Origin of the sequence: Celeribacter sp. SCSIO 80788, assembly GCF_051054295.1 — a bacterium.
Taxonomy (GTDB): domain Bacteria; phylum Pseudomonadota; class Alphaproteobacteria; order Rhodobacterales; family Rhodobacteraceae; genus Celeribacter.
Window position 1 is genome coordinate 2511470 of the sequence record NZ_CP150482.1, and the last position, 26209, is coordinate 2537678.

The 26209-nt window shown below is 60.1% G+C and carries 26 protein-coding genes and 1 tRNA gene; 10 read left to right on the forward strand and 17 right to left on the reverse strand.

Features of this window, described 5'->3' with window-relative positions; genetic code table 11:
* Positions 1-14: 14 nt before the first annotated feature.
* Both dctP and V1471_RS12600 read right to left on the reverse strand, forming a co-directional pair.
* A complete protein-coding gene (dctP, locus tag V1471_RS12595; RefSeq protein WP_434289211.1) occupies positions 15-1058 on the reverse strand; it encodes a TRAP transporter substrate-binding protein DctP in 1044 nt (347 codons plus the stop codon).
* Positions 1059-1259: 201 nt separating this feature from the next.
* Positions 1260-2162 (reverse strand): LysR family transcriptional regulator, encoded by a 903-nt coding sequence (locus tag V1471_RS12600; RefSeq protein WP_434289213.1) that lies wholly within the window; start codon positions 2160-2162, stop codon positions 1260-1262.
* Positions 2163-2276: 114 nt separating this feature from the next.
* Here V1471_RS12600 and V1471_RS12605 point away from each other — a divergent pair, with 114 nt between their 5' ends.
* Positions 2277-3785 (forward strand): M81 family metallopeptidase, encoded by a 1509-nt coding sequence (locus tag V1471_RS12605; RefSeq protein WP_434289215.1) that lies wholly within the window; start codon positions 2277-2279, stop codon positions 3783-3785.
* A 519-nt stretch (positions 3786-4304) separates the two neighbouring features.
* Here the strand turns inward: V1471_RS12605 and V1471_RS12610 are convergent.
* From V1471_RS12610 to V1471_RS12625, 4 genes are all read right to left on the reverse strand, one after another.
* A tRNA-Arg gene (locus tag V1471_RS12610) sits at positions 4305-4381 on the reverse strand.
* A gap of 90 nt (positions 4382-4471) precedes the next feature.
* A complete protein-coding gene (locus V1471_RS12615) occupies positions 4472-5917 on the reverse strand; it encodes a sensor histidine kinase (RefSeq protein WP_434289217.1) in 1446 nt (481 codons plus the stop codon).
* Positions 5918-5925: 8 nt separating this feature from the next.
* A complete protein-coding gene (locus V1471_RS12620; protein WP_434289219.1) occupies positions 5926-7299 on the reverse strand; it encodes a dihydrolipoyl dehydrogenase family protein in 1374 nt (457 codons plus the stop codon).
* A complete protein-coding gene (locus tag V1471_RS12625; RefSeq protein WP_434289220.1) occupies positions 7296-8030 on the reverse strand; it encodes a TVP38/TMEM64 family protein in 735 nt (244 codons plus the stop codon). Before V1471_RS12625 ends, V1471_RS12620 begins: the two co-directional genes overlap by 4 nt.
* Before the next feature lie 297 nt (positions 8031-8327).
* Here V1471_RS12625 and rpmH point away from each other — a divergent pair, with 297 nt between their 5' ends.
* From rpmH to V1471_RS12670, 9 genes are all read left to right on the forward strand, one after another.
* The gene (gene rpmH / locus V1471_RS12630; protein ID WP_043868490.1) at positions 8328-8462 is read left to right on the forward strand and encodes a 50S ribosomal protein L34; all 135 of its coding nucleotides are present in this window, start codon (positions 8328-8330) and stop codon (positions 8460-8462) included.
* A 36-nt stretch (positions 8463-8498) separates the two neighbouring features.
* Positions 8499-8936, forward strand: coding sequence for a ribonuclease P protein component (gene rnpA / locus V1471_RS12635; protein ID WP_434289222.1), 438 nt, complete (start codon positions 8499-8501; stop codon positions 8934-8936).
* A complete protein-coding gene (gene yidD, locus V1471_RS12640; protein ID WP_434289224.1) occupies positions 8933-9202 on the forward strand; it encodes a membrane protein insertion efficiency factor YidD in 270 nt (89 codons plus the stop codon). The genes rnpA and yidD overlap by 4 nt, the downstream gene beginning before the upstream one ends.
* Positions 9195-10076, forward strand: coding sequence for a tRNA 2-thiocytidine(32) synthetase TtcA (gene ttcA, locus V1471_RS12645; RefSeq protein WP_434289225.1), 882 nt, complete (start codon positions 9195-9197; stop codon positions 10074-10076). The genes yidD and ttcA overlap by 8 nt, the downstream gene beginning before the upstream one ends.
* Positions 10077-10166: 90 nt before the next feature.
* Complete coding sequence (locus tag V1471_RS12650; RefSeq protein WP_434289227.1) at positions 10167-11702, forward strand: putative bifunctional diguanylate cyclase/phosphodiesterase; 1536 nt, start codon at positions 10167-10169, stop codon at positions 11700-11702.
* A 104-nt stretch (positions 11703-11806) separates the two neighbouring features.
* A complete protein-coding gene (gene yidC / locus V1471_RS12655) occupies positions 11807-13621 on the forward strand; it encodes a membrane protein insertase YidC (protein ID WP_434289229.1) in 1815 nt (604 codons plus the stop codon).
* A 14-nt stretch (positions 13622-13635) separates the two neighbouring features.
* Positions 13636-14283 (forward strand): ribosome biogenesis GTP-binding protein YihA/YsxC, encoded by a 648-nt coding sequence (gene yihA, locus V1471_RS12660; RefSeq protein WP_434289230.1) that lies wholly within the window; start codon positions 13636-13638, stop codon positions 14281-14283.
* A gap of 63 nt (positions 14284-14346) precedes the next feature.
* Positions 14347-15237 (forward strand): acetylglutamate kinase, encoded by an 891-nt coding sequence (argB, locus tag V1471_RS12665; RefSeq protein ID WP_434289232.1) that lies wholly within the window; start codon positions 14347-14349, stop codon positions 15235-15237.
* Positions 15234-15740 (forward strand): SixA phosphatase family protein, encoded by a 507-nt coding sequence (locus tag V1471_RS12670; protein WP_434289233.1) that lies wholly within the window; start codon positions 15234-15236, stop codon positions 15738-15740. The genes argB and V1471_RS12670 overlap by 4 nt, the downstream gene beginning before the upstream one ends.
* Before the next feature lie 45 nt (positions 15741-15785).
* Here the strand turns inward: V1471_RS12670 and V1471_RS12675 are convergent, their stop codons facing one another.
* The 11 genes from V1471_RS12675 to V1471_RS12725 form a co-directional block, all read right to left on the reverse strand.
* Positions 15786-16574, reverse strand: a complete 789-nt coding sequence (locus V1471_RS12675; protein ID WP_434289235.1) for an amino acid ABC transporter ATP-binding protein — start codon at positions 16572-16574, stop codon at positions 15786-15788.
* Between the two features lie 15 nt (positions 16575-16589).
* Positions 16590-17903, reverse strand: coding sequence for an amino acid ABC transporter permease (locus V1471_RS12680; RefSeq protein WP_434289237.1), 1314 nt, complete (start codon positions 17901-17903; stop codon positions 16590-16592).
* A gap of 1 nt (position 17904) precedes the next feature.
* Positions 17905-19125, reverse strand: coding sequence for an amino acid ABC transporter permease (locus V1471_RS12685; RefSeq protein WP_434289238.1), 1221 nt, complete (start codon positions 19123-19125; stop codon positions 17905-17907).
* 139 nt (positions 19126-19264) lie between these two features.
* A complete protein-coding gene (locus V1471_RS12690; RefSeq protein ID WP_434289240.1) occupies positions 19265-20290 on the reverse strand; it encodes an amino acid ABC transporter substrate-binding protein in 1026 nt (341 codons plus the stop codon).
* A 228-nt stretch (positions 20291-20518) separates the two neighbouring features.
* Positions 20519-21226, reverse strand: a complete 708-nt coding sequence (locus tag V1471_RS12695) for an ATP12 family chaperone protein (RefSeq protein ID WP_434289241.1) — start codon at positions 21224-21226, stop codon at positions 20519-20521.
* Between the two features lie 2 nt (positions 21227-21228).
* Positions 21229-21897: an HAD-IA family hydrolase gene (locus tag V1471_RS12700; protein WP_434289242.1), complete on the reverse strand. Its 669-nt coding sequence runs from the start codon at positions 21895-21897 to the stop codon at positions 21229-21231.
* Positions 21894-22943: an RluA family pseudouridine synthase gene (locus V1471_RS12705; protein WP_434289243.1), complete on the reverse strand. Its 1050-nt coding sequence runs from the start codon at positions 22941-22943 to the stop codon at positions 21894-21896. The genes V1471_RS12700 and V1471_RS12705 overlap by 4 nt, the downstream gene beginning before the upstream one ends.
* A complete protein-coding gene (crcB, locus tag V1471_RS12710; RefSeq protein ID WP_434289245.1) occupies positions 22940-23314 on the reverse strand; it encodes a fluoride efflux transporter CrcB in 375 nt (124 codons plus the stop codon). Before crcB ends, V1471_RS12705 begins: the two co-directional genes overlap by 4 nt.
* 48 nt (positions 23315-23362) lie before the next feature.
* Positions 23363-24676 (reverse strand): replication-associated recombination protein A, encoded by a 1314-nt coding sequence (locus tag V1471_RS12715; RefSeq protein ID WP_434289246.1) that lies wholly within the window; start codon positions 24674-24676, stop codon positions 23363-23365.
* An 87-nt stretch (positions 24677-24763) separates the two neighbouring features.
* A complete protein-coding gene (locus V1471_RS12720; RefSeq protein WP_434289247.1) occupies positions 24764-25351 on the reverse strand; it encodes an acyl-homoserine-lactone synthase in 588 nt (195 codons plus the stop codon).
* Positions 25352-25405: 54 nt separating this feature from the next.
* Positions 25406-26017 (reverse strand): autoinducer binding domain-containing protein, encoded by a 612-nt coding sequence (locus V1471_RS12725; RefSeq protein ID WP_434289249.1) that lies wholly within the window; start codon positions 26015-26017, stop codon positions 25406-25408.
* Positions 26018-26209 lie beyond the last annotated feature (192 nt).

A 26209-nucleotide genomic window follows, 5' to 3' on the forward strand; every position in this document is an offset into this window, starting at 1 on the left:
GCGGAGCGCCCGGGTCATTCGCCGTAAATCTCGGCTTCAGCGGTTGCGACAGCTTCGATCAGAGACTGTCCGAGGGTGACGGCATCCGCACCGAATTCCGTTTCCATCGTGCCCATCACGGCGGGAACGGCAATCTCGCGGAAGGCGGCCATTTCCTCGGCATTCGGATAATAGACCTCAAGCCCGGCCTCTTTCAGGAACTCGGCGCCGTAGGTGTTGGCCCGCAATGCGATCTTGGCCCCGCGCCCGGCGACCTTGGCGGTCTCGGCGGCGGTGATGAAAATGCGGCGCTGCTCGGGCGTCAGGCTGGCGAGGAAGTCCTCCGATGTCACCCACCAGTCGGCACCGTAGAGGTGGTTCGTCATGGTGGCGTAACTCTGGACCTCCTGAAGATTGCCGATGGCGATGATCGGGATCGGATTGTGCTGGGCATCGACCACGCCGGTTTCGAGCGCCCCGTAAAGCTCGTCCCACGGCACGGGCGTGGCTGCGGCACCGAGCGAATTCATCAGTTCCATATGGCTCGGCACCGACATGGTACGCACCTTGAGCCCGGCCATGTCCTCGGGCGATTTCACCATATGGTCCGAGTTGGTGAAGACATAGAAATCCCCGGCGGTCACCCCCAGAAGATGCAGGCCGGTGGCCTCCGAAATCTGCGCGGTGAGCGCATCGCCGAAGGGACCGTCGAACACCTGTTCGGCGACGATTTCGTTGGGGAAAACGAAGGGCAGTTCGATGCCGTTGATCGCCGGGTAGAATTGTGCCAGCCCGCCAACCGAGGCGATGTTGACCTGGATGATCCCGGCCTGGGTCAGGTCCATGCGCTCGCGTTGATTGCCAAGGGCACTGGCGGCCTGAATGTCGACGGCCATATCGCCATTCGACATGCTTTCCACCATCTGCTTGAAGACAGTGGCGGACAGATGCGCGGCGGACGCGGCGGTGTCGGCCGGTTCTTCATGCGCCAGTGTGATCGTCAGGCTCTGCGCCCAGAGCGGGGTCGCGGCCAGCATCAGCGCCGCAGAAGCGCAAAACGCGCGAAGGGGGGTGGTCATGGAAACTCTCCTGTTGTGTCGGAACGGGTCTTTTGACCCTGTTTGTTTTTCCCCGTGCCTGTTTTCAGACACGCGGTATCGCGTGTGTATCGCGGTCAAAACTTCTGACGCCCGGCCACGATGATCTCACACCTGTGCCGTAAGATTTCCCGACCGACGCCTGCATAACAAGCAACGCTTCGGCACACCGGATTGCCGAAATTAGAACGCAGACTCCCGCATGACCTGCGCAAGAATTGTGCAAAACCGTCGGGTCAGCGGTGGCAGATTGCGATGCAGACGCGACACCAATGCGATGCGCGACTGGCTGAGAGGCATGTCGGTGATCGGACGGGCGACCACAAGCCCGCGGGCCTCTTCTTCTTCGAAACAACATTTCGGCAGGATCGTGATCCCCTGTCCCGTCAGGGCAAATCCCATCAGCCCGTAGACCGAGTCGCATTGCATCGGCGGATCAAGTGTCACATCGGCCCGCGCCCGCAATCCCTGATCGATCACATCACGGATGCCATAACTGCTGTCTTGCGGGATCGAGATCGGATGATGCGCCAGATCGGCCAGACTGAGCGGGCCATCGGGCATCCCGAAATCCGGAGCGCTGACGGCATAAAGCGGCGCGGGCACATCCGCCACGACCGTCACATCGCGATGTTTGGGCGGGTCGAAGGCCAGCCCGAGATCGGCTTCGTCGGCAGCCACAGCCCGCATCACCCCGGTGCTGCCCGACCGCGTCACGGTGAGCTTCACACCGGGGGCTTTCTTGCGAAACGCAGCGATGGCCGGGGTAATCAGTCCATTGATCGTGCCCTCGACACAATAGATGCGCAACCGCCCGCGTTGAAGATTGCGCAGGGCCTCGATCTCGCCCAAAGCCCAGGATTCATGGCGCATCACCTTGCGCGCGTGATCGGCGAAAATCTGGCCTGCCTCGGTGAGGCGCAACCCGCGCGCATGACGTTCGAACAGCGGCACACCGAGGTCTTCTTCGAGACCGGTGATCTTGCGGCTCACGGCTGAGGCGGCGATGTTGAGTTTCTCAGAGGCTTTGCGGATCGAGCCTTCGGTCGCGACGGCCAGAAAGCAGTCGAGTTTTGAATCCAGCATGGGACCTCCCGTAAAAACCTGTTGCCTTGCCGCGCGGCTCTATACTACACCGACAGCATTCTGATGTCCGGCCACGATTTTCTCCACCGCAGCAGCGGTACAAGGAAATCGGATATGCCAACCAAGGTTCTTCTCGCGCAATTCATGCACGAGACCAACACATTCTCCCACAGGGAAACGGACACACCCGCCTTCCGCGGCTTCTATTGTTATGAAGGTCCGGCGCTGATCCCGGCATTGCGCGGGACCGCGAATGAGGTCGCAGGCTTTGTCGATGTGGCCGAGGCCGAAGGCTGGGAGCTTGTGCCGACGGTAGCGACCTTTGCCACACCGGGTGGCGCAGTGTCGGATCGGGCCTGGACGGATTTTGTCGGCACCATCCTGCGGATCGCTCGGGAACAAGGCCCGTTCGACGCGGTTCTGTTGTCGCTGCACGGCGCCATGGTGCGGGCAGACGGTCGCGATGGCGATGCGCTCTTGTTGCATGAGCTGCGGCAGATCGTTGGGCCGGACTGCCCGATTGCTGTCACGCTCGATCTGCACGCCAATCTAGCGCCTCAGATGGCGAAGGATGCCGAAATCCTGATGTCTTACAAAACCTTCCCCCATATCGATATGCGCGACACCGGGGCGAAAGCGGCACGTGCGCTGGCCGAAATTCTCCGCGGACAGGCCGCTCTGCAAACGGGGATCCGCAAACTGCCGATGCTGACACTCCCCGAGGGCGGGCGCACCGATCGCGAGCCAATGGAAGGCCTACAAAAACTGGCACGCAGGTTGGAGGCCGATGCGCCTGAGATTTGCGACATTTCAATCAACGCCGGGTTTTCGCTCGCCGATGTACCGGAGATCGGACCATCGGTGACCGTCTGTCATCGCGATGCCCCGGAGCGTGCCGCGCGTATCGCCGAGCAGATTGCCGAGGCGATGTGGCAGGTGCGTGACGAGACCGGAGAACCCATCCTGACACCGACAGAAGCAGCGGAGCTTGCGCGCACGCATGCGGAAAACGCGCCTTTGGTTCTGGCCGATCTGTCGGACAATCCCGGCGATGGCGCCTATGCCGATGCCACAGAAGTGCTCGGTGCACTGATAGAAAAAGGCGGCGACAACATCCTTTTGGGTGCGTTGTGTGATCCCGATGCCGTCGTGCAGGCGCAGCACGCCGGAGTGGGGGCGCAGGTTGCCCTACCCTTAGGCGGTCATAGCGCCCCCGAATTCGGTGGTGCCCCTCTGAAGGTCACAGCAGAGGTGCGAGCCCTGAGCGACGGCACCTTCATCTGCGACGGGCCCATGTGGAACGGTGTCACGCAATCCTGCGGTGCGGCGGCTCTCTTGCGGATCGAAGACGTGGATGTCTTGGTGTCGAGCATCCCGACCCAGGCCCTCGACATGGGAATCTTCCGGGCACTCGGAGCGGAACCGACCCGCTACCGGGTCGTGGCTTTGAAGTCGGTCCAACATTTCCGGGCGGCCTATACACCTTACGCCGCAAGAATTGCCCTTGTTGATGGCGGTGGCCTGGCAAGTCCCCGCAGCGGCCGCAGGACCTATGCTCGCATACCGCGCCCGATCCATCCCCTGGATGAATGGCCCGGTACAGATTTTACAGGACATAAATGAAGAGGAGGTTCGGGAAATCCAAACAAGTGGGTTAGGTGGATTTTCCGCTCCCAATCCGGCATTTTTCTGGGACGCAGGAACGAAGATGGCAAGACGACCGAGACGGAACCATAGCCCCGCCTTCAAGGTAAAAGTCGCGCTGGCGGCTTTGAAGGGCGACAGAACCATGAGCTAATTGGGACGCAGTTCGACCGGCATCCCAACCAGATCAAGCAATGGAAGGATCGGCGTCTGAACGGTCTCTCCGACGTGTTTGACGACAAGCCGAGGAGCATAGACGGAGATCGTCGTCATGTCCCTGCATGCGAAGATCTTCCGCCAACCTCGGCTAAAGGCCTTTTTTCATTGGCCTATTGCTGTTCTTCGCAGTTCATCGTGGCTCTTCGCACTTCCTGCAGGTTCTTCTGTCATTCAACAGCCACAGTCTGCCTCTGACTAAATCTATTTCACCAAACCGTCAAATTGGGTCACAAACCTGAGGATCAGGTCGTTTTCGTCTGACGTCTTACAGGAGGATAGTGGCGCGCTGGGGAGGATTCGAACCCCCGACCCCTTGATTCGTAGTCAAGTACTCTATCCAACTGAGCTACCAGCGCGCGGGGTAGGGGCGATGTACAGAGAGTCGCCGGGGGGCGCAAGAGGCCATTGTCATTTTTTTGAAAAACTTATCGACCTTGGCGCGATTGTCATTCGGCGGCCTCTGCCGAAGCTGGCTTTTCGGCTTGTACCGGTACAGAAATCGCAAAACCTTTCGGAAGGTGGATTTCAAACGCCGTGCCCGACGCATCGGTATGTTTGAGCAGCAACCGTCCACCATGACCGCGAACCAGTTCGGCGGAAATCGCGAGGCCAAGGCCAAACCCACCCTTGCGTGTGCCGCCCTGGAACGGCTGGAACAGGTATTCGCGCGCTTTCGGCGGCAGACCGGGACCTGTATCGGTCACGGACAGCACCCATTCCTCCTCATCCTCCCGCCCGGCAACGGAAATCTCTCCGCATTTGCCGGTCGCCATAATCGCCTGACGCGCATTGCGCACCAGATTCGAGAGCACGCGATGCATCTGTTCGTGATCCGCGCGCACCACCATGGTGGCGGGAATGTCCTCGGCAAAGGACAGATCGAAATCGCCGATCGCAAGGCGCTCGCCCTCGATCACCTCGGCCACGAGCTCGGCCAGACGCACACCCGTGAGGGTCGGCGCGGGTTCTTCGGCCTTGCCGAAGGCCAGCGTGGTCTCACAAAGGTTCACAGCGCGCTGGATCGAATTCACCAGCTTCGGCGCAGAGCGGGTTACGGCGGGATCTTCGGACATTTCGAGCCGGTCGGTAAAAAGCTGAGCCGTGGTGAGAATGTTGCGCAGATCGTGCGACACCTTCGCCACCGCCCCGCCCAATTGCGCCAGCCGTTCCTTTTGCCGCAAGGAGGCGGTCAGCTCCGTCTCCATCGCCTTGAGTGCGGCTTCGGCCTCACGCAGTTCCGCGACCTTGGCAGAAGGCTCGATAATCCGCCGGGTGTCCTCGGGCGCCTGGGCATAGGAGGTCATGGCATTGACCACCCGCTTGATCGGCCGCACCAGAAGGGCGCGCACGGCGAGGAACAGCAGGCCGGCCGTGAGGAAAGAGATCACGGCAGACAGGAGCAGAATGCGCAACCCGTAGTCGATCATCGCAATGCGCAAAGGCGCGGTCGGCAACGTCACCTCGATCAACAGCCCCGCCTGCTTCACCGGATCGCCGATGACACGAATCACACGCTCTTCGGGGTCGAACAAGGTCACCATGGCATCGCGGATCAGCTCGAAAGCGGTGGCATCGCGCAGATCGTATGTCGCGTGGATTTGCTCCGGGATCGGTGAAGAGAGCACAAGCTGGCGAATCTCGTTGCGCCGCAGCACGACGTTATAGACGTCGGCATTGGCCAGCAGCTCGTCTTCGAGATCCATGTCGAGACTGTCGTTGGCGAGCAGCGCCAGAGAGGCAATCTGGGCGCGTTCCAACCGGGACAACAGGAAATCTTCGCGAAACCGCGCGACAGAAGGAACAAAGATCATGATCTCAGCGGCCATCACAAAGATGACCGTCAACATCAGGAACCGTCCCGTCAGCGTATTGAGAAACCGCGGCAGTTTCATCGCATCCCTTACGGCAAAAGCCTCTGAATCGCTTGCACGACCCGTTTGAGCTTTCGATTATCGAAAAGCCTCGGGGTAAAATAGGCACTTGTCACACGTTTGTTAAGCTCGGCCAGTGTTGGATAAGGCGCGATCATGCCTGCAATCTTGCTCATCTTGAGCTTTGCCGAAATCGCAAGCGACCAGAGCGCAATCAATTCGCCCGCCTCAGGCCCCACGATTGTCACACCGACAGGGCGCGATTTGACCACCATGAGCTTGATGAACCCCGGCCCTGCACACCCTGTCGCGACGGCCCGGTCATTGCCCGCAACCTCCGCACGCACCACCTCAAGTTTGTCACCGTGGAGTTTTTTCGCCTCCCCCTCGGTCAACCCGATCTGCGCCAGCTCCGGGTCGGTGTAGGTCGCGTGCGGAATATGATCTTCGCGCAGTTTCGCGGGCAGACCGAACAGAAGCCCACGAATCGCCACCCCCGCCTGGTAGCCCGCGACATGGGTAAAGCGTGGATGACCGGCCAGCACATCGCCCAGCGCATAGATGCGGCGGTTCGAGGTCCTGAGATTTGCGCCCACGCATATGCCGTCCTTGCTGCGATCCACATCGGCATGCTCCAGCCCAAGCTCTTCGGAATTGGCACGCCGCCCGGCGGCCACCAGAAGATGCGAGCCGGAGAGACGTTGCCCGTCCGAAAGCAGGAGAGAGATCGCCCCGCCCTGCCCCGCAACCTCGCTGACCTCCATCTCTTCAAGGATGCGGACGCCTTCCGCGATCAGGGCTTGTTTCACCAGTCCAGCCGCTTCGACATCCTCCCGCGCCAAAACCCGACCTGCCTCGATCACCGTCACCTTGGCCCCGAACCGGACGAAGGCCTGGGCCATTTCCATGCCGACCGGACCGCCGCCGAGAATCATGAGATGCTCGGGGCATTCGGACAGGGTCCAGAGCGCCTCATTCGTCAGATAAGGCACCTCCGACAGTCCGGGAATGGGCGGAATGAAGGGCCGCGAGCCCGTGGCAATCACAAAACGGCGGGCCTTGATCCTGTGCTCCCCAGCCTCCACGCGGGTCGGCGAGGTAAACTGCGCGTCCTCCCGGATCACGGTACAGCCAAGGGATTCGAACCGTTCCTGACTGTCATGCGGGGCGATGGCGGCAATGCTCTCCCGCACATGCGCCATGGCCTCCGGAAACGTCATCCCGGAGGTGGCACCGTGGATCAGAGCCTTCGAGGGCACACAGCCGGTGTTGAGACAATCACCGCCCATCTCGCCCTTCTCGACAAGCACGACCCGCGCCCCCATCTGCACCGCACCTGCGGCAACAGACAGCCCGCCGGACCCCGCCCCGATGATGCAAATGTCGGCCTTGATCGTCTTCATGCGCGCTCCGCCGCCTTCCCTTTGCGCCAAGCCTTCCACAAAACCGGCGCGAGCGCGAGCAGACAGAGCCCCATCAGCGGCAAAAGGATGTACGGTTCGAAAATCACCCCAAGATCGGGCGCCTCTCCGCGTTCGAACACTTCGCTCAACCCGGCCCCTACAGAGGTATAGACCAAAGCGCCCGGCACGATGCCCAGCGCCGTAGAGATCACGAAGCGGTGGAACGGCACACCGAAGAGTGCCGGTAGGAGATTGGCGACGAAAAACGGCACCACCGGAAGGAAACGCAGCAGGAACAGCATGGACCATTGATTCTCGTCGATGCCCTGCTTGATGCGGTGTATCCGGCCCTCCGAGGCGTCGATCTTAGCTGCGAGCCAGTCGCCCAAGCCCCAACGCGCCGCAAGAAACAGGGCAGAAGCACCAACAATCGCCGCCGTCATGTTGAACAGCACTCCGGGGAACAGTCCGAACAGAAAACCGCCCGTCAGTGTCGACACCGTCGCCCCGGGCAGGGAAAGCGACACGATCCCGGCATAGACCATGATGAAAACCAAAACAGAAAGCGCTCTATGGCTTTCGGTGAAAGCCACCAGCCGCGCGCGGTTCTCAGACAGGGCTTCGAAACTCAGATGCTCGCGCAACACCACGGCCAGCGTCACGGCACTGAACGCCAAAAGCGCCAGCGCCCAGATATGTTTTTTGCCGCGTTGATCCGTGTCGCTCTGCACCGGCCCGTCCTTCGATTGCATGGGTTGCGGCAGAATGCGCAATCCGGCATGAGACCGCCAGAGTTTCGCCACCCCTCTCACGCGCCGGTGATCAGTCTGTCAGGACTTTATGGTTCCGCCCCCGCATTCGGGGCCATTTTGTTACAGAATTCCGGCGCATGAGAATTGACAACCGCCCGCGAGCCTCCTATTGGCAGGGCTTCGAACGATTACTCGCCTTCGAATCCCTTTGTGATGTCGCCTTATGGGCAGTGACGATCGGGTTTGGGCCCCAACGCAACCGATGGAGATGGCGCGATGAAACGCACCTATCAACCGAGCAACCTCGTCCGCAAGCGCCGTCACGGCTTCCGTGCCCGTATGGCCACCAAAGCCGGCCGCAAGGTTCTGAACGCGCGCCGCGCTCGTGGCCGCAAGTCCCTCTCCGCGTAATTCGCGCTTCCGGGACCGCCTGAACAGGCAAAGCTGATGACACCGCCGAACGCACCCGAGGACAAGGCACTTGCCGACGCCGAAGGGTCGCAGTCGGCGGTTTTGTCATGCGTACTGGATACGCCACCCCTTGTGACACTGTCGAAACGCAACGATTTCCTGAAAGCGGCCCGCGCGCGGCGTCAGGGCACGTCGAGCTTTCTGTTGCAGGGTCGCAAACGCGACGCCACGGAACCCGCTACGGGCATCCGGGTCGGCTATACCTGCTCCAAGAAGGTCGGCAATGCCGTCGCCCGCAACCACGCCAAGCGGCGGCTGCGCGAAGCGGCGCGTTTTGTGTTGCCCGAACTTGGCCGCGACGGGTGGGATTACGTGCTGATCGGCAAGAAGAACGACACGAGCGCGCGGCCCTTCGATCTCCTGCTGAAAGACCTCAGGTATGCTCTGAGGAAAGTCCATGGAGATGCGCAATGACCCCGCTCGCCTTTGTCATCTCCCTCCCTGTGCGCGCCTATCGCAAGGTGTTCTCGCCTTTCGTCGGGCACAATTGCCGCTATCAGCCGACCTGCTCAGCCTATGCGATGGAAGCGCTTGAGAAACACGGCGCGATCAAAGGCACATGGCTTGCGATCCGCCGCATCGGACGCTGTCATCCGCTGGGCGGCATGGGATACGATCCGGTGCCGGAGCCAAAATCCAAATCTGCGCCGCAGAAAACCGAGGAAAAGCCCGATGCTTGACGATCTCGACGACATCCACCCGCTGTTCCACGGCGCGCCTTCCACCACCGAGTTCAAAAAGCTGCGCAAGCGGATCATCCGCAATGTGCGCGAGGCGATCGAACAATACGGCATGGTGGAGCGCGGCGCGAAGTGGCTTGTGTGTCTTTCGGGCGGCAAGGACAGTTACACGATGCTGGCCGCGCTTTATGAGCTGAAATGGCGCGGCATGCTGCCGGTCGAGCTTGTGGCCTGCAACCTCGATCAGGGCCAGCCGGGGTTCCCGGCAACCGTTCTGCCCGAGTTTCTTGAGAAAATGCAGGTGCCGCACCGGATCGAGTATCAGGACACCTATTCCATTGTCATGGACAAGGTGCCTCAGGGCCGGACCTTTTGTGCGCTCTGCTCGCGTCTGCGCCGGGGCAATCTCTATCGAATCGCCCGTGAAGAAGGCTGTACCGCGGTCGTCCTGGGCCATCACCGCGACGACATTCTGGAAACCTTTTTCATGAATCTCTTCCACGGTGGTCGACTTGCCACCATGCCGCCGAAACTGGTGAACGAGGAAGGCGATCTCTTTGTCTACCGTCCGCTCGCTCATGTGGCCGAGGAAGATTGCGAAAAATTTGCCAAGGCGATGAATTACCCGATCATTCCCTGCGATCTCTGCGGCTCGCAAGACGGGCTTCAACGCCAACAGGTTAAACAGATTCTCGATGGCTGGGAGAAAAACAGTCCCGGCCGCCGTCAGGTCATGTTCAAAGCCCTGACCAACATCCGGCCCTCGCATATGATGGACCCGAAACTCTTCGACTTCCTTGGCCTTACGCTCACAGAGCGCCCCGCGATGGAAGCAAATGAAGAAAATTCTATGGAAATCCCAAGGTTGCGTTAACCGACCGGCCACTTTCTTGGGTCATGGTCCGGGGTGTCAAAGGCCAATGCTGGTCTTTTGCGAAGACACCAACAGACCGGGACAAGAACCATGCCGAACGACATCGCTGCCAAGCTTCACCGCCTGCGCGATGCCCTGACGGGGCCACAGACACTCGCTTTCCTCCCTGCGCTGTGCCTCGGTGCCTATTGGTTCGGCGGAGAAAGCCTTCTCATCGCCTGCGCGCTCGTGTTACCGGCACTTGCAGCCCTTCTGAACATGACCACGGGTGTACATCACCAAGGCCCCGTTGCGCGCGACGGCCTCACTGGTCTGCCGCTGCGCCGGACCATTACCGACACGCTGGACCAGATACTGGATGCCCGCGACACGACAGGCCGCACCACGGCCTGTCTCGTGGTGGAGATCGACGATTTTCTCGCGCTGAGTTCGGGGTTCGGCACTGCCGCAAGCGATGACATTCTGATCAGCACTGCCCGTCGCCTTCAGGATTCGTTGCGCGATCACGACACCATCGCGCGCCTCGAAGGCGCGCGTTTCGCCATTGCGCTTGCGCCGGTCCGCCGCGCCGATCTGGAATCTCTCATTCAATTGGCCTCTCGTCTGCAAGCCGCCCTGTCCGAGCCTTTCTCGATCCATGCCAGCAAGATTTTCGCGACCGCATCCATCGGGTTCTGTATACCAAATCGCGCTCCGGCGGCCTCCGGCCAAGCCTTTCTCGACGCGGCGGAGATCGCCTTGAGCGACGCACATCACAATGGTCCCGGCTCGATCCGCGCCTTCTCCCCGGCGATCGCCCCGCGCACCCTTGAGCGCGGCAGTCTCAACACCGATGTCGGTGAAGCGCTCGAGAACGGGCAAATCCTGCCCTGGTTTCAGCCCCAGATTTCCACAGATACCGGCGAGGTTTCAGGTATGGAGGCGCTCGCGCGCTGGGCGCATCCCGAACAGGGCGTTCTTGCCCCCGGTCAGTTCATGCCGGATATCGAAGAGCTTGGCCTTTTGGAACGCCTGAGCGAAGTGATGCTCTATCACGCGTTGAAAGCAATCAAAACCTGGGATCGCGCTGGCTTCCATATTCCGTCCGTCGCCGTCAATTTTTCGCCGACCGACCTTGCCAATCCGAAAATCGTCGACAAGATCCGCTGGGAGCTTGATCGCTTCGAACTAGTGCCCGCACGTTTGAGTGTGGAAATCCTCGAAAGCGTCATTTCCTCATCCGACAACGACACGATCACCCGCAACATCTGGGCGCTCAAGGAAATGGGCTGCGGCATCGATCTGGACGATTATGGCACAGGACACGCCTCCATCGCCAACATCCGCCGCTTCGCCGTGAAACGCATCAAGATTGATCGCTCTTACGTGTCTCGCTGCGATCTGGATCGGGATCAGCAAAGCATGCTGGCCGCCATTCTCACCATGGCGGAGCGACTCGACCTCGAAACTCTGGCCGAAGGCGTGGAAACCGTTGGAGAGCACGCCATGCTCTCCCAGCTTGGGTGTCATCATGTGCAGGGGTTTTCGATCTCGCGTCCGATGACCTTCGAGCAGACGCTCGAATGGATGGAAACCCACAATCGTAAACTGGCGCAGACCCCGCAGATCGGTCGACGCGCGAGTTGATCACTTTCCGGCATTTTCCTCAGGAAATAACCGAAACCGCTTGACCTCAGGGCTTCTGGGAGGTTGAACCTCCCGGGACTGAATTCCAAAATCGGGCGGCCTAGATGGACGATCAAAACAAGAACCTGATTCTTGCCGTGGTGCTGAGCGGCATCGTATTACTTGGGTGGACGATCCTGTTCCCCGCGCCGGAGACCGTAACGGATCCGAATGCGACGGTGACGGAGGTTGCCAGTACAGACGCCGGGCAAACGACTGCCATCGCGCCACCGGCGACCACGGGCACTGCAGGGACCACCTCCGTTCCTGCGACGGCTTCCACCTCTGCCGAAGCACCGCGCATTTCCATCGAAACACCGCGCGTCATCGGTTCGCTCTCCCTCGTCGGCGGGCGCATCGACGACCTGTCTCTCAAGGATTACAAAACGGAGATCGACGGCGAAGAGATCGTGACCCTCCTCGAACCCGTCGGTGCCGCAACGCCCTATTACGCCACCTATGGCTGGGCTCCCGGTGGCGCCTTGACCGTTGACGACGTCCCCGGAGCCAACACGCTCTGGTCCGTGGAAAGCGGCTCCGAACTCACCCCGGACACCCCCGTCTCCCTGATCTGGGACAATGGCAAAGGCCTTGTTTTCCATCGTGAAATCTCGATCGATGACAATTACCTCTTCACCATCACCCAATCCGTGGAAAACGCGGGCGATGCCGCCGCGCGGCTCTTCGCCTATGGCGTCGTGGCCCGCCACGGCACGCCGGAGCGCACCGTGCGTTCCCCCGTCCTCCACGAAGGTCTCGTACGTCTCTCCGACAAGGAACTGGACGAAGAGAAATACAAGGACATCGTCGATTTCGACTATGACCCTCGTGAAGGCGGCCGGGTTTCGGTCGTACCCGTCGAGGCCAATGGCTGGACCGGTTTCACCGACAAGTACTGGATGACATCTCTCGTACCGCAACCCGGCCAGAGCTTTACCTCGGTGGTGAAATACGTCGAAAACGGCAACATCTATCAAGTCGAAACCCGAATGCCGACGGTTGATGTTGCCCCCGGTGACAGCGTCGCAACCACCTCTTTCCTCTTCGCCGGTGCGAAGGAATGGGAAACGATCAAGCATTATCAGGATGACAACGGTTTCTACCGTTTCGTCGATTCGATTGACTGGGGCTGGTTCTGGTATTTCACCAAACCGATCTTCCGCATCCTGCACGCGCTGCATGGCCTGATCGGCAACATGGGCTGGTCGATCCTCATCCTGACGCTGATCATCAAGGGCATCATGTTCCCGCTGGCCTATAAGTCCTACGTTTCCATGGCCCGGATGAAAGAGCTTCAGCCGGAGATGGAAAAGCTCAAGGAACAGGCCGGTGAGGACAAGGAAAAACTCCAGCGCGGCATGATGGAGCTTTACAAGAAGAACAAGGTGAACCCGGCCTCCGGCTGTTTGCCGATCCTCTTGCAGATCCCGGTGTTCTTCTCGCTCTACAAGGTGATTTTCGTCACCATCGAACTCTACCACGCGCCGTGGATCGGCTGGATTCACGACCTCTCCGCGCCGGATCCGACCTCGATCCTGAACCTCTTCGGTCTGCTGCCCTTCGCAGCACCGGAGCCCGGTTCCGCCCTGGCCTTCCTGTCGCTCGGCGTGTTGCCGATCCTGCTGGGGATCTCGATGTGGCTGCAACAGAAACTGAACCCGGCGCCGACCGATGCGTCGCAGGCGATGATCATGGCCTGGATGCCTTGGGTGTTCATGTTCATGCTCGGCAATTTCGCCTCGGGTCTGGTGCTCTACTGGATTTGCAACAACACGATCACCTTCATTCAACAGTATCTCATCATGTGGAGCCACGGCCACCGTCCCGATGTGTTCGGCAATGTGCTGCGCTCGCTGAGGCTCAAGAAAAAGGGCGCCTGAGGGCGTGAATAACGATGGATTTACAGTTTCCCATCGCTGAACCAGATGCGGCGGCCCTCGAAAAGGGCCGCTTGCTGTTTGCAGGCGAGACAGAATTTCTCAAAGGCGTCGTCGCGATGGACGGCATGCCCCCGGACGACCGGCTCGAAGTCTGTTTCGCGGGCCGGTCCAACGTCGGTAAATCGTCTCTGATCAACGCGCTGACCGGGCGCAAGGCGCTTGCACGCGCCTCGAACACGCCGGGCCGGACGCAGGAAATCAACTTTTTCACCTGTGCCGACAGCCATTACCTCGTCGACCTGCCCGGCTATGGCTTTGCCAAGGCACCGGTCAAAACGGTCGAGAAATGGCAGCGCCTGCTCAAGGCCTACCTGTCGGGCCGCGCCACTCTGCGCCGGGCCTTTGTCTTGATTGACAGCCGCCACGGCGTGAAAGAGGTGGACGAGGAGATCATGACGCTTCTCGACAAATCCGCCGTGACCTTTCAGGCCGTGCTGACCAAGGCTGACAAGGTCAAGGAAGTCGAACGCCAGCAAGTCATCGAACAGGTGCGCGCGAAGATTTCCAAACACCCGGCCGCCTACCCCGAGCTGATCGTGACCTCCTCGGAAAAGGGGTGGGGCGTCGATGTCCTGCGCGCGGTGATTGCGACCCTCGTCTGATCCGCTTGGCCTCGGATCGGGAAGCCTGTATTGAGGGGCAAACCCTCATCTGGATTCCCGAACATGAAGAAGCAAGACATGAACAGAGACTGGATCGCCACCGCCCGCACCCTTTCCCAAGCGCTGCCCTATTTGCAGCGATATGAGGGCGCGACCGTTGTGATCAAGCTGGGCGGTCATGCCATGGGCTCGGACGAGGCGATGGAAAGCTTTGCCCGTGATGTCGTGTTGATGCAGCAGGTCGGCGTGAAACCCGTTGTCGTCCATGGCGGCGGCCCCATGATCAACAAGCTTCTGGCCGATCTCAATATCCAGTCCGAATTCGTGAACGGCAAACGCGTCACCGACAAGGCCACCGTTGAAGTCGTCGAAATGGTGCTGTCCGGTCTCGTGAACAAACGCATCGTGCAGGCAATCAACGGTCAGGGAGGGCGCGCCGTCGGCATTTCCGGCAAGGACGCCAATCTGATGGTCTGCGACCAGACCCATCCCGATCTGGGTTTTGTCGGCACGCCGGTGCAGATGGACCCGTCTATCGTCAAAGAGCTGGGCGATGAGAACCTGATCCCGGTGATCGCCCCTGTAGGCGCGGGCCGGAATGGCGAGACCTTCAACGTCAATGGTGACACCGCAGCGGGCGCCATCGCGGGTGCGCTCAAGGCGGACCGGCTGCTGCTTTTGACCGATGTCTCGGGTGTGAAGGGGGCCGATGGTGAGGTTCTGACCTCGCTCAACTCCGCCCAGATCAAGCAGCTCACGGAGGAGGGCATCATCGCCGGTGGCATGATCCCGAAAACCGAAACCGCGCTCGATGCGTTGAAGGACGGCGTGCGCGCCGTGGTCATTCTCGACGGGCGTGCGCCAAACGCATGCTTGCTTGAGCTTTACACCGAACACGGGGCTGGCTCGCTCATTCGCGATACCGAACCCCGGATCAAGCCGCACGAGGCATGACACGCCGCCTGATCCTGATGCGTCACGCGAAATCGAGCTGGGACGATCCCCGGCTCGATGACATTGATCGCTCACTCAATGCCCGCGGTCAGAGCAATGCCAAGACGATGGGCGCGTGGCTCAAGGCGCAGGGGTATTTCCCGGATCAGGCACTGGTCTCGGTCGCCACCCGCGCGCAACAGACTTTTGAACGGGTCGCACAAGGGCTTGGCATGCAGCCCGAGCTGCGCGTGATCGACGGGCTTTATCTCGCCTCCGAGCTGCGCATCTTGCAAGAACTGAAGAAAGCGACCGGCCAAACGGTCCTTCTCATCGCACACAATCCCGGAATCGGTGAATTCGCCGCACGCTTCGCCCAAAACCCGCCCGCGCACGGTGATTTCCTGCGCTATCCGACCTGTGCCACGACCGTGTTCGAGCTTGGTGCAGCGAACTGGTCCGAGGTGCGATTTGGCGACAATCCAGTTCTGAGCTTCGCAATCCCCCGCGAGGTCGACATATGAAAAAGGCGCCCCGAGAGGCGCCTTTCTTTTGCGATATCCAAAACCTCAGTGACCGAGGATCTGCGACAGGAAAAGCTTCGTCCGTTCCGATTTCGGATTGTTGAAGAACTCTTCCGGTTCGTTCTGTTCCACGATCTGGCCTTGGTCCATGAAAATCACGCGGTTTGCCACCTGACGGGCAAAGCCCATCTCGTGGGTCACACAAAGCATGGTCATGCCTTCTTCCGCGAGTTCGATCATGGTGTCGAGCACCTCCTTGATCATCTCCGGATCGAGCGCCGAGGTCGGTTCGTCGAACAGCATGATCCGCGGCTTCATGCAAAGCGAGCGGGCAATCGCCACACGCTGTTGCTGACCACCCGACAGCATGCCGGGGTATTTGTGAGCCTGATCCGGGATTTTCACCTTCTCAAGGAAATGCATCGCAATTTCTTCCGCTTCGCGTTTCGGCGTCTTGCGGACCCACATCGGCGCGAGGGTGCAGTTTTCAAGGATCGTCAGATGCGGGAAGAGGTTGAAGTGCTGAAAGCACATGCCGACTTCCGAGCGGATCTTGTCGATGTTCTTGAGATCCGAGGTCAGTTCGGTCCCATCGACGATGATCTTGCCCTGCTGGTGCTCTTCGAGCCGGTTGATGCAGCGGATCATCGTGGATTTCCCGGAGCCCGAGGGCCCCGCGATGACGATCCGCTCGCCCCGGTTCACGGTCAGGTTGATGTCACGGAGAACATGGAATTCGCCGTACCATTTGTTCATGTTCGTGATCTGGATGGCCACCTCGTCGGAGACGGTCATGTTGGAACGGTCAATGGCGCGTTCGACAGCTTGAGACATGAGTGGTCTCCTTTCTTAACGATGATCGGTGCGGAGCTTGCGCTCCAGCCACTGAGAATAACGGGACATAGCAAAACAGCAGATCCAGAAGACCCCGCCGATGAAGATGAACAGCTCCCAATAGATACCGTTCCACGCTGCGTTGGCGCGAATGGCGTTGGAAAGGCCCAGCATGTCGTAGATGCCGATGAACATCACAAGGGTGGTGTCTTTGAACAGACCGATGAAGGTGTTCACGATGCCCGGGATGGAGATTTTCAGAGCCTGCGGCATGATGATCAGACGCTGTGCTTTCCAGTAATCGAGACCCAAAGCGTCGGCCGCTTCATACTGGCCTTTCGGCAGAGCGGCGAGACCGCCCCGGATCACCTCGGCCATGTAAGCCGACGAGAACAGCGTTACCATGATGATCACCCGCAGCGTCAGGTCGAACGTCGTGCCCGGAGGCAGGAAGTAGTTGAGCAACAGCGATGCGGTGAAAAGCAGGGTGATCAGCGGCACACCGCGGATGAACTCGATGAACCCCACACAGATGGTTTTCACAATGAACAGGTCCGACTGACGGCCAAGGGCCAAGACGATGCCGATGGGCAAAGAGAGCGCGATGCCGGAAATGCCGATGATCACACAGATCATGAAGCCGCCCAAGTCGCGGCTTTGCACCTCTTTCAGATGGCCCAACGGAGCAACGGAATTCAGTCCTTCGACCACGGAGGGACCAATAAACAGCCACCAGACAAGCGCCACGACAACCGCGGCAATGGCAGAGAGCGCCATGGAACCGAAACGGTCGACGAGTTTGAACGCGACGCCCGCAAGCGCAAAACCGACAGCCACGGACAAAACGCCCCAGATCGTGCCGCCCCAGACCAGCCAGACGAGCAGGAAGGGAAATGCCATCGTGAGGTACAGCATCTTGCGCGGCACCTTGTCGAACAGTACGGGCGCGAGCGAGGCCAGCATCAGGACGAATGCGAGATTGGCGCGCCAGTATTCCGTTTCCGGATAGAACCCGTAGAGCAACTGGTTCCAGCGTTCGTGAATCACCGCCCAACAGGCGTGGTGCGTGTTGCCATAGGTCTCATTCATGATGTCGCGGCACTGGGCCAGAGAGTCCGCGTTCCATACGCCGCCGAAAATCCACGGCAGGGTGGCGGCGAGCACCTTATAAATCACGAACAGGGACACCAGCGTCAGGATCGTGTTGAACCAACCGGAGAACAGGTTGTCACGGGCCCAGCGGGTGAACCCGACCTGAGAGCGTGGCGCAGGTTGCTGATCCAGCATCTCCTTGCGCACATAAGCGAGGGATTTTGTCGTTTGGCTCATCTCAACGCTCCTTCAGCTTCACGGATTTGTTGTAGATGTTCATGCCCGAGGAAATGATCAGGCTGACGATCAGATAGATCAGCATCATCAACAGCATGCATTCCAGCTCTCGCCCCGTGGTGTTGAGCGTGGTGCCACCCAGCGTCGAGCGAAGGTCCATATAGCCCACAGCCAGCGCGAGCGAGGAGTTCTTCGTCAGGTTCAGGTATTGCGAGATCAGCGGCGGGATGATGACGCGAAGCGCCTGCGGCAGGATCACGAGATTCATCGTCCAGGAGGGGCGCAGCCCCAAGGCAAAAGCGGCTTCAGTCTGGCCTTTCGAGATCGCGAGAATGCCCGAGCGGACGATCTCGGCGATGAACGACCCGGTGTAAAAACTCAGAGCCAGCCAAAGCGCCAGCATCGAGTTGCGCAGGTGCAGACCGCCGTCGAAGTTGAAGCCTTTGAGCTCCGGATAGGACAGCGAAATCGGACGGCCCATGATGAAATAGACCAGCACGGAGGGCACGATCAGGATGCCGAGTTTGATCCAGAAATTCGGCAGGTGCTGGCCGGTTTCCTCGAAATGACGGTTCGACCATTTGCCAAAGGCCCAGATGCCGAGAAGCGACAAAAGGAACGCAATGACCACCACGCTCGACCCGCTGCCCCAGACCGGCGCCGGGACATAAGTGCCGCGATTGGTCACCGCAACACTGTCCCAGAACCACATGGAGGCCGCCGCATCTTCACCCCGGAAGGCACGCGGAGCCGGAAGGCCTTCGGAAAGGACCGCCATGAAGGCGAGAATCCAAAGAAGCACCGGAATGTTGCGGAAACTTTCGACGTAGACGGTCATGATCTTGGCCGTCAGCCAGTTTTTCGACAGGCGCAGAACGCCCGCAACCACGCCGATCACAGTGGCCAGCGTACAGCCCAGAATGGCGATCAGCAGTGTATTCAAAAGCCCGACAAGCGCGGCCCGCCAATGCGGATCGTCGGAGGTGTAGGGAATGATCTGCTGGTTGATGTCGTAGGCCGCCCGGCTGGACAGGAAGCCGAAGTTGATATCTTTGCCCAGCGCCGAGAGGTTGATGATCGTGTTGCGAATGAGAAAGGCCGCGATCAACATGAACGCGAGCATCGCAACCACCTGAATGGTGATCGAGCGATAGCGCGTGTCATAGATCAGCTGGCTGAGCCGGAACCCTTGGTCCTTCGGCGGATCTGATAGTGTCGTCATGACAGACGGTCCCCTGATTTAGATAAGCTCTCCCCGCGCCCGGGTTTGGTTCCCGTTCGTAGAAATGGTCTTCTTGGAAATGAGCAGAGCTGAAAGGCAAAGGGCGCAGATTTCTCCGCGCCCTTCCCTTTAGATGGTCTTAGCGGAAGGGCGGCGAGTAGATCAGGCCGCCTTCGGTCCACTGAGCGTTCAGGCCACGAGCCAGACCCACCGGGGTGTTCTCACCGATGTTTTTCTCGAAGCTTTCGCCATAGTTACCAACTTGGGTGATGATGTTCAGAGCCCAAGCGTTGTCGAGACCGAGCATCGCGCCCAGTTCGCCTTCGACGCCCAGGAGACGGTTGATCTCCGGGTTTTCGGTGCCTTTCGCCAGTTCGGTGGCGTTGGCGGAGGTCACGCCGTATTCTTCGGCAGCGATCATAGCATTGAGCGACCAGCGCACGATGTCGCCCCAGTTGTCATCGCCATGACGCACGAGCGGGCCGAGCGGCTCTTTGGAGATGATTTCCGGCAGAACCACATAGCCTTCCGGGTTCTCGAAGGAGGCGCGGGAGGCGGCCAGAGCGGAAGCGTCGGTGGTGTACACGTCGCAAGCGCCAGCAAGGAACTGGGTCTGGGCTTCGGTGAAGCTTTCAACCGGAACCGGTTCGTATTCCATGTTGTTCACACGGAAGTAGTCGGCGAGGTTGAGCTCGGTCGTGGTGCCGGTTTCGATACACACGGTTGCGCCGCCCAGCTCTTTCGCGGAGGACACGCCAAGGTCTTTCGGGACCATGAAGCCCTGACCGTCGTAGTAGTTCACACCGATGAAGGTGTTTTTCAGATCGACGTCACGCGAGAAGGTCCAGGTGGTGTTGCGGGCCAGCATGTCGACTTCGCCGGAGGCCAGCGCGGTGAAACGCACGGCCGACGTCAGCGGGGTGTATTCGACCGCTTCGGAATCACCAAAGATCGCGGCGGCGACAGCGCGGCACACGTCCACGTCGAAACCGACGAATTTGCCGCTTGCATCCGGCGCAGCAAAACCCGGGGTGCCCGGGTTCACGCCACATTTCAGCACGCCACGCTCTTTCACGGCGGCGAGCGTGGAGGAATCCTGGGCCATCGCGGTGCCGGCAGCCAGACCTGCCAGCGTCAGCGCGCCAAGAAATACGGATTTTTTCATATTTACCTCTTCCTGATACTGCGCCTTTGACAGGCGCTTCTACCGGTCCTCCCTGTGGACCGGGGGCGATATCGAAATGAGCAAATGCTCTTTCAATGGGCTTAGTTTGGGAGGATTCATTCCAAGACGTCAAGGCCACGATCACAATTATGCATGGCCTCTGCGTATTTGATCAAATTCATGGCAGATATGCGCGACGATTGGGCTTTGCTGGCCACCCAGCGCCGCTTAATTGACCACGCGGTAAAACAGCGCCGCCTGAAGAAAGCTCTGACGCTTGATCTCAGCCGCCTCTGTCGCCTCTTCATCCTCGCCCCATTGTTCGATCTGGAACGCTTCATCTATCCGCGACAGCCCCCAGGCCTCTTCCGGCGCCAGCCGCCCCTCGATCACCGCAAAGCCGAGAAGCAACGAGCCGGAAAGCGCCACCAGATCGTGGAAGGCAGCGAGTTCAAAGGCGTTGAGCGCATGGGTCCTGCGACGCAATGCCTCAAGCGCGTCCGTCGCCTGCGGGGCATGCATCACCCCCGCGCGTGGCTCAAGCCGCGCTTCAAGCACCTCTTCCGCCCAGTCCAAAAGCGGGTCCCAAGCCGCCTCCTGACGCTCCACCAACTCGCGCGGATGTTCGGCTCGGTAGCACAGAAGATCGCTGTCGCCGTAATCCGACAGCATATCGGCGACCTCGGCATGCTGCACCGCCACTTTGTCGATGGCTGCATTGGCACCACGGGTTGCAGGCATGGTGTTCGGGTCAATCGCACCCTCCTGCGCATCCCATTCGGCGGCGATCAGTTCGGCCAAGGCCCTGGTCGGCAGAATAAGCGGGGCCTTCGCGGGCGTCCGAACAGGGCGACCGTCGAGATGCACGGTAAACCCGCCCTCCGCTTCCGCCACGGTGGTGTCTTTCCAAAACCGCTTCGCCGCCCATTCCGCCATGTTCAGTCCTTCCAAATCGTCTCAAGCGCGCCTTCGAGCTGTCCGAAATCATCCAGCACAGTCGCGGCCCCTGCCCCGATCAATGCCTCGCGCCCATGATAGCCCCAGCTGACACCGATGCTCTTGCACCGCGCCGCGCGGGCCATCTCCATATCGTAAGTCGTATCGCCTATCACCACCGCCTCGGAGGCATCTACCCCCGTGTCCACGAGACAGCTCATCACCATGGACGGATGCGGTTTCGACGGGTGATCATCGGCGCTTTGCGTCGTCACGAAGAGATCCGCGAAAGCCCAACTTTCGAGCAAGGCCGTCAATCCGCGTCGGCTTTTGCCCGTCGCAATCGCCAGATACAGATCGTCACGCGTCCCCAGTCGGCGCACCGCCTCTTCGGCGCCGGGATAAAGCGGCGAGGCCGCGGCGCCCTGTGCCAGACGATGGGTGTGGAACGCGTCTTTGTAGGCGTCAACCATGTGGCCCAGCGTGGCGTCATCGGTATTGCGGGCCAGCTCACGCACCGCCAGCGGCAGGGACAATCCCACGATGGACAGGATCGCATCCCGATCCGGCACCGGCAGACCCACCGCCTCAAACGCCGCCGTCATGGACAGGACGATATGCGCCTGACTGTCGACCAGCGTGCCGTCCACATCGAAAATGACAAGCTTCATCCGCGAAGTTCCTCAAACGGATCTTCGGCGGCGAGGTCTTCGGTCCAGCCGAACGTGTCCCAGCTGTGTTTCATATGATCCGGCAGCGGGGCCGTCACGGAGATGATCTTTTTCGTCACCGGATGCTCGAACCGCAACATCCGGGCATGGAGATGCAGTTTCTTCGAGATGATCCCGCCAAGCTGTGCGCCCCAGCCATCGCCGAGGTTTTCCTGCCCGGAGCCGCCATACTTGCCATCGCCGATGATCGGATGCCCGATCTCCGCCATATGCGCGCGGAGCTGGTGGGTGCGACCGGTGATCGGCTCCATCGCCACCCAAGATGCCCGCGATCCGACGCGGTAGAGCGTGGCGTACAGCGTCTGCGCCCGTTTCGCGCCGGGCGTCGCATCGACATCGCGCGGATGCACAGCGATCATCTTTTCGCCCTCGCCCGACTTGCCGCGACCCGGGGCTTTGACCAGCCCGTATTTGATCTCGCCAAGATAAGGCGTCGGCACACCCGCGACGAGCGCCCAGTAAATCTTGCGCGTGTTCTTGTGGCGGAAGGCCTCTGTGAGCTTTGAGGCAATCGCTGGCGTGCGCGCCAAGGCCAGAACGCCGGAGGTGTCCTTGTCGAGCCGGTGCACGAGCCGCGGCTTTTCGGAAAAATCGCCCTGAAGCGCCACGGACAGCCCATCGACATGGCGGGTCTGTTTCGATCCGCCCTGCGTCGGCAGGCCCGCCGGTTTGTTGATCACGATCAGATATTCGTCCTGATAGATCACCGCATCGCGCATCATCTGCGCATCGGCTTTCGAGACCTTATCCGTGTCACGCTGTGGCTTCGGCGCATTTTCATCGGGCAGCGGCGGCACGCGGATCGCCATCCCCGGCCCCACCCGCGTATTCGATTTCACCCGCGCGCCATCGACACGGATCTCGCCTTTGCGGCACATTTTTTCGATGTTGCCCTGCGTCACCTGCGGGAACATTTTGCGAAACCAACGGTCGAGCCGCTGCTCCGGTTGATCGTCGCCAATCGTAATCGTCTGAACTGCGCTCATGCGTAGAAACTCCTTGCGGCGAAGAGGCCAAGGGCGATCCCGCCAAGCGCCAAAACCAGCGTCCCCGCCACATAAGCGAGGGCAAGCCCGGTCTCGCCGCGCTCGAAAATGGTCAGCGTATCGAGCGAGAAGGCCGAATAGGTGGTAAACCCGCCCAGTATCCCGGTCATCAACAGCGGGGCAAAGCGGTTGCCGTTTTCATGCGCAAGCGCCACGACGACGACACCCATGAGAAAAGAGCCGAGGAAATTCACGAACATCGTGTTCCACGGAAAGCTCTTGCCCACGAGATGGGTCATCGCGAGACCGGACAGATAGCGTGCCGATGCGCCGACTGCGCCGCCCAATGCGACCTGGATCAATGGTGCCATGTCATCCTCTTCAGTTGCCCGTGTTCCTGTGGGGGAAGGCTCCGAATGTCAACCGCCCCGTTGTTTGCGCAGCTTGTCGAAATAGGCCACCCGCTTGGCCAGATCGCGTTCGAACCCGCGCTCGACCGGTTTGTAAAACTGTGTGCGGGGGAGCGTGTCGGGGAAGTAATTCTGCCCGGAAAACCCATCCTCCACATCGTGATCATAGGCATAGCCCTCGCCATAGCCCTGTTCCGACATAAGCTTCGTCGGCGCGTTCAGGATATGTTTGGGCGGCGGTTCCGATCCGGTCTTGCGCGCAGCGGCCCGCGCCGCTTTGAAGGCGGTGTAGACCGCGTTCGATTTCGGCGCGAGGGCGAGGTAGACGACACATTGCGCCAGCGCCAACTCGCCTTCTGGCGAGCCGAGACGCTCATAGGTTTCCCAAGCATGAAGTGCCACGGTATGGGCCTGCGGGTCCGCGAGCTGGATGTCTTCGATCGCCATGCGAAGCATGCGTCGCGCGAGGTATCGTGGGTCTTCGCCGCCCTCCAGCATTCGCGACAGCCAGTAAAGCGCAGCATCCGGGTCGGAACCGCGCACGGATTTATGCAGCGCAGAAATGAGGTTGTAATGCTCGTCGCCACTCTTGTCGTATTTCGACGCGCGTCGCATGAGCCGTTTGCCGAGCTGCTCCGGATCGAGCGGGGTGTCGACCTTCCACGCGGCGATTTGCTCTATCAGGTTCAAAAGCGTGCGCCCGTCGCCATCGGCCATCTCATAGAGCGCGAAGCGGGCCATGTCGGTCAGCGGCAGGGTCTTGTCCAACTCCCGCTCCGCCCGTTCGGTCAGCTGTGCAAGGTCCTCATGTGTCAGACGGGTCAGCACCATGACCTGCGCGCGGGACAGAACAGCGGCGTTCAACTCGAAAGACGGGTTCTCCGTGGTCGCGCCCACAAGGAGGATTGTGCCATCCTCCATATGCGGCAGGAAACTGTCCTGCTGCGCCTTGTTGAACCGGTGAATCTCGTCGACGAACAGAAGCGTCCCCTGCCCGTTCGCGCGTCTGAGTTTGGCCGCCTCGAACACTTTGCGCAGCTCCGGCACCCCGGAGAAAATCGCGGAAATCTGCACGAAATGTAAATCCGTCTCATCCGCCAGAAGCCGCGCGATGGTGGTCTTGCCCACCCCCGGCGGCCCCCAGAAAATGATCGACGAGAGCGCCCCGGCGGCCAGCATCACGCCCAGAGGCGCCTCGGGACCGAGCACCTGTTGCTGGCCGATGACTTCCGACAAATGCTTCGGGCGCAACCGGTCGGCCAGCGGCCGCGGCGCGGCGCTGTGCTTCGGGGGCGTATCATCGGAAGAGAACAGATCGGCCATGGCCGGAGGTTACGCCGCCTGCGCGGCGCGGGAAAGAGGGATCGGGGCCAAAATGCAGCGTTTTGGCCCCTTTCTCAGACGCATAGGTCAGTGCAGTTTGTTGATCAGATTGATGCGCATGCAGGCGTTGCGCGCACCGCCGATGTCCATCACCGGACCGATCACGTCAATGTCGAGCCCGACACGACGCCCCCAACGATTGCCATTCTCCGGGATCAGACAGATGACCGAGGTGGCGCCAAGCTCACGCGCGGAATTGGTCATTTCACCGATCAAGCTCATCTGGACTTTGAGACGGGATTTTGCAGGCACGCGCGGCGAGACGAAAATGCGGCTCGACTCCCAGACATGCTCCGCAACCGGGGCCTCGTCGAACAGCAGATCCGACGGGATGCTGTCGAGAAGTCCGCGTTGGGCATCGCGGATCATGTAGGAATAAATGCCACAGCGCGTGGTCGTGGGCGTCAAGCGGATACCGGCCAACACGTCGCCAAACTCGTGAACCGCGATCCAACGGGACGCGGGCGTGTCGTATTGATCGTATTCCATGCCATCCGCTTGGGGCAGATCCCATTTCGCGTGCTGGATGAACGTTTCGTGTCTCGCGCGAAGCATGTTAGCGAAAAGATCGCCGTGGTTGTGCAGATTGGCAAAAGAAAGCGTGGTGGTTTGCATGATACGTCTCCGGTGTTGGTTGATTTCTTCAACGCAACGCGGGAGCGAGCACCGTCACAACAGCTTGATCTCCTTGGCTTTTTGAATGGCTTCCGAGGTCGTCCGGGCCATGAGACGTTCCCGGGCAGAAACGAGGCGCGCCTTGAGTGCGCTCTCCGATATCCCGAGCTTGGCCGCGGCTGCTGCGTGACGATCACCGCCCGCGATGCACCGGAGGGCCTGAATTTGGGCCTGTGTCAGATCTGTTTCCGGCTCAGAGATTTCATGCAGAGTGCGCACGATGGTCACGATTTTCGAGATCTCCTGATCCGTGAACTCGCGATCGGCCCGGGCGCAACCCACAATGCTTCGTGACTGAACCGGCCCACAGGACACGGCAACACCGTAGTTCAGGCCGAATTCGGCAGCCTGCCTCCAGATTTGGAATGGATCGGGGAGTTCTATTTCGCTCCACCTTGTAGCCCCTTCGCAACTCAACCCCCAGGCGATCATCGGGTCCCTCAACGCATAGGCGTTCGCCGCATAATGCTCGAGCCATTTCGGATCGTAGTTCGCTTCGGCGACCAGAGGCGAGGCGAAGCGAATGTGCAACCCGGCGGAATAGCCTACGGGAGATGCAGAGCGAAGCTGGGCAAACAGTCTATTGAGTTCTGTCGTGTCACGCATGGGGAAAAACATTTTTGTTACGAAAGGAGTGACAACCATAAGGAGATCACCCTTAGGATGAGTAAACCAAAGAGTCAGATTTTGAAAGTCAAAATGACATCACATAGTGAATAGACCGGAAGCCTCCGCAAGACTGCACATTTTCGAGGCCCTGCCCGTCAAAGAAAAAGCCCCGCCGAAGCGGAGCTTTTT

Bases quoted from the DNA above. Each gene is read 5' to 3' on its own strand.
- dctP (WP_434289211.1), bottom strand. From the start codon at position 1,058: ATGACCACCCCCCTTCGCGCGTTTTGCGCTTCTGCGGCGCTGATGCTG.
- V1471_RS12600 (WP_434289213.1), bottom strand. From the start codon at position 2,162: ATGCTGGATTCAAAACTCGACTGCTTTCTGGCCGTCGCGACCGAAGGC.
- V1471_RS12605 (WP_434289215.1), top strand. From the start codon at position 2,277: ATGCCAACCAAGGTTCTTCTCGCGCAATTCATGCACGAGACCAACACA.
- V1471_RS12615 (WP_434289217.1), bottom strand. From the start codon at position 5,917: ATGAAACTGCCGCGGTTTCTCAATACGCTGACGGGACGGTTCCTGATG.
- V1471_RS12620 (WP_434289219.1), bottom strand. From the start codon at position 7,299: ATGAAGACGATCAAGGCCGACATTTGCATCATCGGGGCGGGGTCCGGC.
- rpmH (WP_043868490.1), top strand. From the start codon at position 8,328: ATGAAACGCACCTATCAACCGAGCAACCTCGTCCGCAAGCGCCGTCAC.
- rnpA (WP_434289222.1), top strand. From the start codon at position 8,499: ATGACACCGCCGAACGCACCCGAGGACAAGGCACTTGCCGACGCCGAA.
- yidD (WP_434289224.1), top strand. From the start codon at position 8,933: ATGACCCCGCTCGCCTTTGTCATCTCCCTCCCTGTGCGCGCCTATCGC.
- ttcA (WP_434289225.1), top strand. From the start codon at position 9,195: ATGCTTGACGATCTCGACGACATCCACCCGCTGTTCCACGGCGCGCCT.
- V1471_RS12650 (WP_434289227.1), top strand. From the start codon at position 10,167: ATGCCGAACGACATCGCTGCCAAGCTTCACCGCCTGCGCGATGCCCTG.
- yidC (WP_434289229.1), top strand. From the start codon at position 11,807: ATGGACGATCAAAACAAGAACCTGATTCTTGCCGTGGTGCTGAGCGGC.
- yihA (WP_434289230.1), top strand. From the start codon at position 13,636: ATGGATTTACAGTTTCCCATCGCTGAACCAGATGCGGCGGCCCTCGAA.
- argB (WP_434289232.1), top strand. From the start codon at position 14,347: ATGAAGAAGCAAGACATGAACAGAGACTGGATCGCCACCGCCCGCACC.
- V1471_RS12670 (WP_434289233.1), top strand. From the start codon at position 15,234: ATGACACGCCGCCTGATCCTGATGCGTCACGCGAAATCGAGCTGGGAC.
- V1471_RS12675 (WP_434289235.1), bottom strand. From the start codon at position 16,574: ATGTCTCAAGCTGTCGAACGCGCCATTGACCGTTCCAACATGACCGTC.
- V1471_RS12680 (WP_434289237.1), bottom strand. From the start codon at position 17,903: ATGAGCCAAACGACAAAATCCCTCGCTTATGTGCGCAAGGAGATGCTG.
- V1471_RS12685 (WP_434289238.1), bottom strand. From the start codon at position 19,125: ATGACGACACTATCAGATCCGCCGAAGGACCAAGGGTTCCGGCTCAGC.
- V1471_RS12690 (WP_434289240.1), bottom strand. From the start codon at position 20,290: ATGAAAAAATCCGTATTTCTTGGCGCGCTGACGCTGGCAGGTCTGGCT.
- V1471_RS12695 (WP_434289241.1), bottom strand. From the start codon at position 21,226: ATGGCGGAATGGGCGGCGAAGCGGTTTTGGAAAGACACCACCGTGGCG.
- V1471_RS12700 (WP_434289242.1), bottom strand. From the start codon at position 21,897: ATGAAGCTTGTCATTTTCGATGTGGACGGCACGCTGGTCGACAGTCAG.
- V1471_RS12705 (WP_434289243.1), bottom strand. From the start codon at position 22,943: ATGAGCGCAGTTCAGACGATTACGATTGGCGACGATCAACCGGAGCAG.
- crcB (WP_434289245.1), bottom strand. From the start codon at position 23,314: ATGGCACCATTGATCCAGGTCGCATTGGGCGGCGCAGTCGGCGCATCG.
- V1471_RS12715 (WP_434289246.1), bottom strand. From the start codon at position 24,676: ATGGCCGATCTGTTCTCTTCCGATGATACGCCCCCGAAGCACAGCGCC.
- V1471_RS12720 (WP_434289247.1), bottom strand. From the start codon at position 25,351: ATGCAAACCACCACGCTTTCTTTTGCCAATCTGCACAACCACGGCGAT.
- V1471_RS12725 (WP_434289249.1), bottom strand. From the start codon at position 26,017: ATGCGTGACACGACAGAACTCAATAGACTGTTTGCCCAGCTTCGCTCT.